At 68.3% G+C, this 8,322-nt stretch carries 7 protein-coding genes; 1 reads left to right on the plus strand and 6 read right to left on the minus strand.

The features are described from left to right. Positions 1–88 precede the first annotated feature (88 nt). From cyoD to VQ03_RS22695, 5 genes are all read right to left on the minus strand, one after another. Positions 89–547, minus strand: coding sequence for a cytochrome o ubiquinol oxidase subunit IV (gene cyoD, locus VQ03_RS22675; RefSeq protein ID WP_083468162.1), 459 nt, complete (start codon positions 545–547; stop codon positions 89–91). Continuing rightward, complete coding sequence (cyoC, locus tag VQ03_RS22680) at positions 544–1,239, minus strand: cytochrome o ubiquinol oxidase subunit III (protein WP_083468163.1); 696 nt, start codon at positions 1,237–1,239, stop codon at positions 544–546. The genes cyoD and cyoC overlap by 4 nt, the downstream gene beginning before the upstream one ends. Further along, on the minus strand, positions 1,236–3,245 hold the full coding sequence (locus tag VQ03_RS22685; protein WP_048453171.1) for a cbb3-type cytochrome c oxidase subunit I: 2,010 nt from the start codon (positions 3,243–3,245) through the stop codon (positions 1,236–1,238). Before VQ03_RS22685 ends, cyoC begins: the two co-directional genes overlap by 4 nt. Before the next feature lie 2 nt (positions 3,246–3,247). Then, entirely contained in the window at positions 3,248–4,117 is an 870-nt protein-coding gene (cyoA, locus tag VQ03_RS22690; RefSeq protein WP_245292171.1) for a ubiquinol oxidase subunit II, read from the minus strand. Positions 4,118–4,560: 443 nt separating this feature from the next. Further along, entirely contained in the window at positions 4,561–4,791 is a 231-nt protein-coding gene (locus tag VQ03_RS22695) for a hypothetical protein (protein WP_048453172.1), read from the minus strand. A gap of 93 nt (positions 4,792–4,884) precedes the next feature. Here VQ03_RS22695 and VQ03_RS22700 point away from each other — a divergent pair, with 93 nt between their 5' ends. Then, complete coding sequence (locus VQ03_RS22700) at positions 4,885–7,215, plus strand: FdhF/YdeP family oxidoreductase (RefSeq protein ID WP_048453173.1); 2,331 nt, start codon at positions 4,885–4,887, stop codon at positions 7,213–7,215. Positions 7,216–7,219: 4 nt separating this feature from the next. Here the strand turns inward: VQ03_RS22700 and VQ03_RS22705 are convergent, their stop codons facing one another. After that, positions 7,220–8,125 carry a protein-methionine-sulfoxide reductase heme-binding subunit MsrQ gene (locus VQ03_RS22705; protein ID WP_048453174.1) on the minus strand — a complete coding sequence of 302 codons (906 nt, stop codon included), beginning with the start codon at positions 8,123–8,125 and terminating at the stop codon, positions 7,220–7,222. Between the last annotated feature and the right edge of the window lie 197 nt (positions 8,126–8,322).

The following is an 8,322-nucleotide window of genomic DNA, read 5'->3' on the forward strand; positions in this document are numbered from 1 at the left end:
CTCCAGCCTCACCCACGACCTCATCCGGAGTTCGCGAATGGGAGAGGTTCCTGTGCTGGCGACTGGGCTTCGCTGAGCAAACCGCCGCTCAATGATGCCCACCACCCCCATGCTGCATAGGCATCCCCGGCTGCGGCTGCAACGGCACGCCCTGCTGCATCGGCATTCGCACCCCGCCCTCCACCGGCGCCATCATGTTGGTGTTCATGTGATGCATGATCCACACCGACCCGCCGAACAGCAGGAACACGATCAGCACCCCGAACGCCAACGCCATGATGTTGTTGGTGTTGTCCGGCCCGCTGGTCAGATGGAGGAAGAACACCAGGTGCACGCCCATCTGGGCGATGGCGAAGGTGAGGAGCGCGACGGGAATCGCCGGCGCCCACATCACTTTGGTCTGCGCGACCCAGAACGAGGCCGCGGTGAGCAGCAGCGCCAGCCCCAGCCCGATCAGGTAGCTGCGCAGGCCCGAGCCGAATTCCTCGTGGGCGTATTCGTCGCCGGGCGCGACGTCGGCGTGGGCCCGGTCCTCAGTCTGGCTCATGCGGCGGACCCCATCAGGTAGACGACCGTGAAGACGGCGACCCAGACGATGTCGAGGGCGTGCCAGAACAGCGAGAAGCACATCACCCGGCGCAGGATGTCCTGGCGAAAGCCCTTGGCGAAGACCTGGGCCATCATCGTGAGCAACCAGAGCAGGCCGGCGGTGACGTGCAGGCCGTGACAGCCGACGACGGTGAAGAAGGCCGACAGGAAGGCGCTGCGGGTCGGGCCGGCGTCGCGGGCGACGAGATCCGTGAACTCGCGCAATTCGAGCGCCAGGAAGCCGGCGCCGAGCAGGAACGTCACCGCCATCGCCGCCTGGAAGGCGAAGGCCCGGCGGGCGTTCAACGCGAGGGTGGCGACGCCGCAGGCGAAGCTCGAGAAGAGCAGCAGGACGGTCTCGACCGCCACGTTGGTGATGTCGAACAGCTCCGCGCCGCCCGGCCCCCCGGCGGTGCCGCCGCGCAGCACCGCGAAGGCGGCGAAGAACGCCGCGAACATCACGATGTCGCTGAGGAGGAAGATCCAGAAGCCGTAGGCGACGACGATCCGCTTCGGCGCGGGCCCGCCGGTGCCGCGGCCGGGGGCGTGGCTCTCCCCTTCGCCGGCAGCGTGATGGCCGAGATGGTTCGGATCGCGCCGGATCGGCACGACGCCCGGCAGGGAGCCCGGAATCGCCGCCGAGTTGCTCATGCGGCCTCCTTGCGGCGGGCCTGCTGCAACGCTTCGAGGCGGCTCGCCCGGTTGAGGCGGTTGATGCGGGCCACGGCGTCCGCCGGGATCTCGTACTCGACCCGGTCGCGCCAGGCGAAGACCACGAAGGTGGCGAAGGCACCCGCCAATCCGAGGGCGGCGAGCCACCAGATGTACCAGATCATCGCGAAGCCCACGAGGGTGGCGAAGAAGGCGCAGACGAAGCCGGTCGGGCTGTTCAACGGCATCTCGACCGGCTCGTAATCCGGCTCCTCGCGTAAGCGCGCCTGCTCGCGGGCGCGCTGCTTGATCGCCCAGTAGGCCTCCTCACCCTCGACATGCGGCATGACGGCGAAGTTGAACGAGGGCGGCGGCGAGGCGGTGGCCCATTCGAGGGAGCGGCCGTCCCAAGGGTCGCCGGTCACGTCGCGCAAGCTCTCGCGGCGGCGGATGCTGACGACCAGCTGCACCACCTGGCAGACGACGCCGACGACCATCACGATGACGCCGAGGCTCGCGGCCACGATCCACGGATACCATTCGGCGACGGAAAAATGCTGCATCCGCCGCGTCATGCCCATCAGGCCGACGATGTAGAGCGGCGTGAACACCCAGACGTAGCCGACGAGGGAAAACCAGAACGCCGCCTTGCCCCACCATTCGTCGAGGGTGAAGCCGAAGGCCTTCGGGAACCAGTAGGCGTAGCCGGCGAAGGCCGCGAACACGACCGCGCTGACGATGACGTTGTGGAAGTGGGCGACCAGGAACAGCGAGTTGTGCAGCACGAAATCGGCCGGTGGGATCGCCAGCAGCACGCCGGTGGCGCCGCCGACCACGAAGGTGACGAGGAACGCCACCGACCACAGCATCGGCGTGGTGAAGCGCACCCGCCCGCCGTACATCGTGAACATCCAGTCGAAGATCTTCACCCCCGTCGGCACCGCGATGATCATCGAGGTGATGCCGAACACGCCGTTCACGTCGCCGCCCGGCCCCATGGTGAAGAAGTGGTGCAGCCAGACCGTGAAGGAGAGCAGGCAGATCGCCAGCGTCGCCCAGACCATCGAGCGGTAGGCGAAGAGCGGTTTGCCTGAGAAGGTCGAGATGACTTCCGAGAAGATGCCGTAGGCCGGCAGCGCCAGGATGTAGACCTCCGGGTGACCCCAAGCCCAGAACAGGTTCATGAACAGCATCGAGTTGCCGCCGGCCTCGTCGGTGAAGAAATGGAAGCCGAGGTAACGGTCGAGGGTCAGCATCGCCAGGGTCGCGGTCAGGATCGGGAAGGCCGCGATGATGAGGAGGTTGGAGGCGAGCGCGGTCCAGCAGAACATCGGCATGCGCAGGTAGCTCATGCCCGGCGCCCGCATCTTGAGGATGGTGGTGACGAGGTTGACGCCGGACATCAGCGTGCCGATGCCGGAGATCTGGATCGCCCAGAGATAGTAATCGACCCCGACCCCGGGCGAGTAGGTCGTCTCCGAGAGCGGCGGCGCCGGCCACCAGCCGGTGCGGGCGAACTCGCCCACCACCAGCGAGACGTTGACGAGAAGCGCGCCGGTCGCGGTGAGCCAGAAGCTGACCGAGTTGAGGGTCGGGAAGGCGACGTCGCGCACCCCGAGCTGAAGCGGCACGACGAAGTTCATCAGCCCGATCATGAACGGCATCGCGCCGAAGAAGATCATGATCGTGCCGTGGGCCGAGAAGATCTGATCGTAATGTTCCGGCGGCAGGTAGCCCGGCGCGTTGTAGGCCAGCGCCTGATGCGAGCGCATCAGGATCGCGTCGGAGAAGCCGCGGATCAGCATGACGAGCCCGAGGAGGACGTACATCACGCCGATGCGCTTGTGGTCGACGCTCGTGATCCACTCGCGCCAGAGATACGGCAGCCAGCCGGCGATCGCCACCCAGGCGATGACGCCGAGGAGGACCACGCCCACCAGGGCCGCGGCGACGAGCGGGATCGGCTGGTCGAAGGGTATCGCCGACCAGGTCAGCTTGCCGAGCATGCTCACGAGCCCCCTTTGGGTTTAACGGACGCGGGGGCGCCGCTCTCGGCTCCCTGCGTGGGGCCGGGGCCCTTCGGGATGGTCTGGTCGACGATGCGGCGGAAGAGATCGGGCTCGACGCTGCCGAAGGTGCGCGGCGCGTCGGCGATGCTCTGACGGGCGAGCTCGGTGTAGGACGCCGTATCGAGGACCGGGCTGCCCTTGGCGCCCTGCACCCACGCGGTGAAGGCGCCGTCCGACACGGCCCGGACCGGGAAATGCATGTCGGAGAAGCCGTCGCCGCTGAAATGCGTCGAGAGCCCGTGCAGCGTGCCCTCTTGATCCGCCATCAGGTTGAGCTGCGAGGTCATGCCCCGCATCGTGTAGATCATGCTGCCGAGTCGCGGCACGAAGAACGAGTTCCACACGCTGCTCGAGGTCAGGATGAACTGGACCGGCGTGCCGGCGGGGACGACCAGTTCATTGACCGAGGCGACCTGTTGCTCGGGGTAGAGGAAGAGCCACTTCCAGTCGAGCGAGACGACCTGCACCCGCAGGGGCGTCTTGTCGGATTCGAGGGGAACCGCCGGGTCGAGCCGGTGCGCGCCGATCCAGGCGATGCCGCCGAGGAACACGATGGTGAGGAACGGCACCGACCAGACGACAAGCTCGATCTTGCCCGAGAAGGCCCAGTCCGGCCGGTAATGGGCCTTGGTGTTCGAGGCCCGGAACCACCAGGCGAAGACCAGCGTGACGACCATCGTCGGCAGGATGATCGCCAGCATGATGATCGAGGCGACGACCAGGATGTTGGCCTCGTCGGCGCCGACCGGGCCCTTGGCGTTGAGCAGGCTCATCTGGCAGCCGGACAGGGCGAGGGCGAGGGCGGTCACGGCGCCGAGGCGGGTAAGCCTTTTCGCTCTCCATAGGGCTGTCCGGGGAAAGAAGAGGCGCGGGCTTCCCCCTCTCCCCGCGGGCGGGGAGAGGGGAGAAGAACCCGCGCCATGTCCGTTGCCCTGTGCCCTCCGGTGCGGTGGGGCAGCCTGGAGCGTCATCGCGGCGACGCTGCGACAGGCATGGGCCAATGCTTGATAAGTTCTTCTCGTGGCTGGCTGCGTCGCATACGGCCCTCCAGCGCATCCGATCGATCAATCGCGTGTCGATCGGACTATCCGACATCGTTGTGCCGTCGAACGCGCCCGCCCTGCACTGACTCATGTTAATAACGGGAGGATCGCACGGTCATCAGCCCGGCCTTTCTCGGACGACGACCTGAGACTCCGCCAGTCGTGACTTTGACCTATGTGGTTGCCCCCACGATGGAAGCGCCGTCCTGTCAGGAGGGCCGGCGCGGCGACCGCGCCAGCGTCAGGGCAAGGCCGAGCCCGGCGACGACACCGACCGCCAGGGCAGGGTTGCGGCGCGCGACGATGACCAACCGCTCGATCCCCGCCTCGACTGCGCCTGCCGCGTTGGCGAGCCCCGGCACCACCACTTGATCCAGGAAGAGCTTCGGTTTCGACGGGCCGGAGGGCTTCTCGAGCATGTATTCGCGGGTCACCAGCATCGTGATCGCTCCGGGACGGGACGTTCTGATGCCTAACACACCGTGCTGGCCCCTCCCCTATCATCCATCAACTCGAAGCAGCGGAGCCGATGCATGGCGAGATCCAAGGCGAGACGCGTCTCCCTCAGGCCCTATGCGGGTCCGGCGGGAGGTTGGGGTTCGGCCCGCTCCCTCGGCAACATCCTGGCCCGGGAGAACGTGCTGGCCAGCGGCGCGCTGCTCCTCACCCGGCACAACAAGGTCGACGGCTTCCAGTGCGTCGGCTGCGCCTGGGTGAAGCCGGCCCAGCCGCTGCCGTTCGAGTTCTGCGAGAACGGCGCCAAGACGGTGGCCTGGGAGATCACCAACCATCGCTGCGGGCCGGACTTCTTCGCCGAGCACACAGTGACCGAACTGCTCGACTGGGACGATTACCATCTGGAGCAGCCCGGCCGCCTCACCCACCCGCTGCGCTACGATCCCGGGACCGACCGATATCGCCCGGTCTCGTGGGGCGCGGCCCTCGACGAGATCGCCCGGGAATTGCGGGCGAGCCGCGCGCGCGACCCGAAGCGGGCCGTGTTCTATAGCTCGGGCCGCTGCTCGAACGAGGCGAGCTACCTCTATGGGCTGTTCGCCCGGCTCTACGGCAACAACAACCTGCCGGATTCGTCCAACCTCTGCCACGAGACGACCTCGGTGGCGCTGCCCGAAAGCATCGGTCAGCCGGTCGGCAGCGTGTCGCTGGCGGATTTCGGCCACGCCGACTGCATCCTGTTCTTCGGCCAGAACCCGGGCAGCAACAGCCCGCGGATGCTCCACCCGCTCCAGGAGGCGAGCGAGCGGGGCGTGCCGATCATCACCTACAATCCCCTGCGCGAGCGCGGGCTGGAGCGCTTCACCAATCCCCAGTCACCGACCGAGATGCTGACCGGGCACGAGACGCGGATCAGCTCGCAGTATCACCAGGTGAGGACCGGCGGCGACCTCGCGGCGCTCACCGGAATCTGCAAGGCGGTGCTGGAACTGGGCGCCCTCGACCACGGCTTCATCGCCGAGCATACGCACGGCTTCGAATCCTTCGCGGACTGGCTGCGAGCCCAGGACTGGGCCGAACTGGAGCGTCGGGCCGGCCTGCCACAGGCGGCGATGGAGGCGACGGCGGCGGTCTATGCCCGGTCGCGGGCGGTGATCGGCGTCTACGGGATGGGACTGACGCAGCACCGGGCCGGCGTCGAGACGGTGCAGATGCTCGCCAACCTGCTGCTGATGCGCGGCAATATGGGTCGCAGCGGCGCCGGCATCTGCCCGGTGCGCGGCCATTCCAACGTCCAGGGCCAGCGCACCATGGGCGTCACCGAGAAGCCGGAGCTGGTCCCCCTCGACCGGCTGGCCCAGCAATACGGCTTCGCACCGCCCCGGGAGGCGGGCCTCAGCAGCGTCGAGGCCTGCGAGGCGATCATCGCGGGCGAGGTCGATTGCTTCGTCGAGCTCGGCGGCAACTTCGTGCGCGCGGTGCCGGACCGCAGCCTCGTCGAGCCGGCCTGGCGGCGGCTGCGGCTCACCGTCAACGCCATCACCAAGCTCAACCGCACCGCCCTGATCCCGGGCGAGATCAGCTACATCCTGCCGGTGCTCGGCCGGATCGAGACCGACCGCCAGCGCACCGGGATCCAATCCCTGTCGATGGAGGACACGACCGGCTGCATCCACGGCTCGCGCGGGATGCGTCGCCCGGCCTCGCCCCACCTCATCAGCGAGATCCGGCTCGTGGCGGAGCTGGGGAAGCGCGTGCTGGAGCCGAACCCCAAGGTTCCCTGGGATGATTGGTGCGACGATTACCGGCTGATCCGCCGATCGATCGGCGAGACCTATCCCGAGACCTTCCATGATTACGACCGGCGGATGTGGGAGCCCGGCGGCTTCCAGCGGCCGCTGCCGGCCTGCAAGCGCGAGTGGCACACCCGGACCGGCAAGGCCAACTTCATCACCCCCACCGGGCTCGACGAGGACCACGACATGCCGGAGGGCGGCCGCGACGCGCTGCGGATGATGACGCTGCGCAGCAACGACCAGTTCAACACCACGGTCTTCGGCTACGACGACCGCTTCCGCGGCATCAAGGGCACCCGCGACGTGCTGCTGATGAACCGCCTCGACATCGACCGGCTCGGCCTCAGAGACGGGGCGATGGTGCGGGTGGAGACGGTCGCCGATGATGGCGTCCGGCGCGAGCTGCCGGGGCTCCGGATCGTCGATTACGACCTGCCGGTCGGATGCGTCGGCGCCTATTACCCGGAAGCCAACGTGCTGCTGCCGCTCTGGCACTACGCCGTCGGCAGCATGACCCCGGCGGCGAAGTCGATCCCGGTGCGGGTGCATCCGATGGACGGCGACGCCGCACGCACCCGGCACGGGCGGCCGCAAGCAACGTTGCAGCCGTGAGGAATCAGCGCGCCGGCGCAGGGCGCGTCACGGATCCTCGTCCGCCGGAGACGGTCCGGCTCTGCCACAGGTTGAGCGGCACGGTCAGGATCACCGTGCCGAGCACCCACCAGGCCGGCCGCACGTCGTAGGAGACGTCGAGATTGGCGGCGAGCACCGCCAGCGGCGGCACGCCGGTGGCGAGCGCGTACCACAGGGCCTCCAGCGCCGCCGTGGCGAGGCCGGCCGCGAGGCTCAAGAACAGGAGCGGCAGCGGCGCGGTCGGCACCTTGAGGTGGTGCATCAGCCGCCAGCCCATCAGGGCCAGGAAGAGCCCGCTCCAATAGACCGGGTTCGAGACGTCGATCTTCGATTGCAGGAAGAAGTGCAGCAGCGCGAGCGCGGTGAGCGGGTAGACCAGCCTGTGCAGCCGCGGCCAGGCCTTGCCGAGGCGGCGGATCATCCCGTCCGTCGAGGTGGTTCCGAGCACCACGAGGCCGAGCAGCCCCGCGAAGCCGATGGTGAGATAGATGCGGAAGACGATCTCGCTCGCCACCCGGGCGAGGTCGAATTTCTGGTCGGCGATGTAGAGGGTGACATGGACCAGCGCGTAGGCGAGCGCGGTGAGCCCCAGCATCCGCCGCACCAGGATCAGCTTCGGCGCGTTGGCGATGCGCCGCATCGGCGTGACCGCGAGCGAGAGGATCAGGAACCGCACCGACCAGTCGCCCATGGCGTGCAGGTAGGCGGTGAGCGGCTTGGCGCCGAGCCGGTCGAGGGCATAGGCCACCGTGAACCACAGGCCGGGCGCCAGGGCGAGGAGGAAGACCGCGAGCTTGAACCGCGACAGGCGGCCGGCGCGGTCGAGCCACGGATAGGCGATGCGCGGAGCGACGGGGCGAGGATCGGCGATCCGGGGGTGGACGGTCATTCGGGAACCGGGTGCAGTGCGGAATGCGCCACAGATAAGCCGCGAGCGGCGGTTTGACCCGATCCGCCGACCACACGATGGCGTGAGAGCCGGCCCCGAGGAGACACGCCGTGCCCCGCAAAGCCCTCGCCGCCCTCCTGTTCCTCATGCCCGTCGCGGCGCAGGCCGCCTGCCCCACCCCCCCGGCCCCGCCGCCG

It is taken from the genome of Methylobacterium tarhaniae, from assembly GCF_001043955.1.
Taxonomy (GTDB): Bacteria; Pseudomonadota; Alphaproteobacteria; order Rhizobiales; family Beijerinckiaceae; genus Methylobacterium; species Methylobacterium tarhaniae.

Bases quoted from the DNA above. Each gene is read 5' to 3' on its own strand.
- cyoD (WP_083468162.1), bottom strand. From the start codon at position 547: ATGAGCCAGACTGAGGACCGGGCCCACGCCGACGTCGCGCCCGGCGAC.
- cyoC (WP_083468163.1), bottom strand. From the start codon at position 1,239: ATGAGCAACTCGGCGGCGATTCCGGGCTCCCTGCCGGGCGTCGTGCCG.
- VQ03_RS22685 (WP_048453171.1), bottom strand. From the start codon at position 3,245: ATGCTCGGCAAGCTGACCTGGTCGGCGATACCCTTCGACCAGCCGATC.
- VQ03_RS22695 (WP_048453172.1), bottom strand. From the start codon at position 4,791: ATGCTGGTGACCCGCGAATACATGCTCGAGAAGCCCTCCGGCCCGTCG.
- VQ03_RS22700 (WP_048453173.1), top strand. From the start codon at position 4,885: ATGGCGAGATCCAAGGCGAGACGCGTCTCCCTCAGGCCCTATGCGGGT.
- VQ03_RS22705 (WP_048453174.1), bottom strand. From the start codon at position 8,125: ATGACCGTCCACCCCCGGATCGCCGATCCTCGCCCCGTCGCTCCGCGC.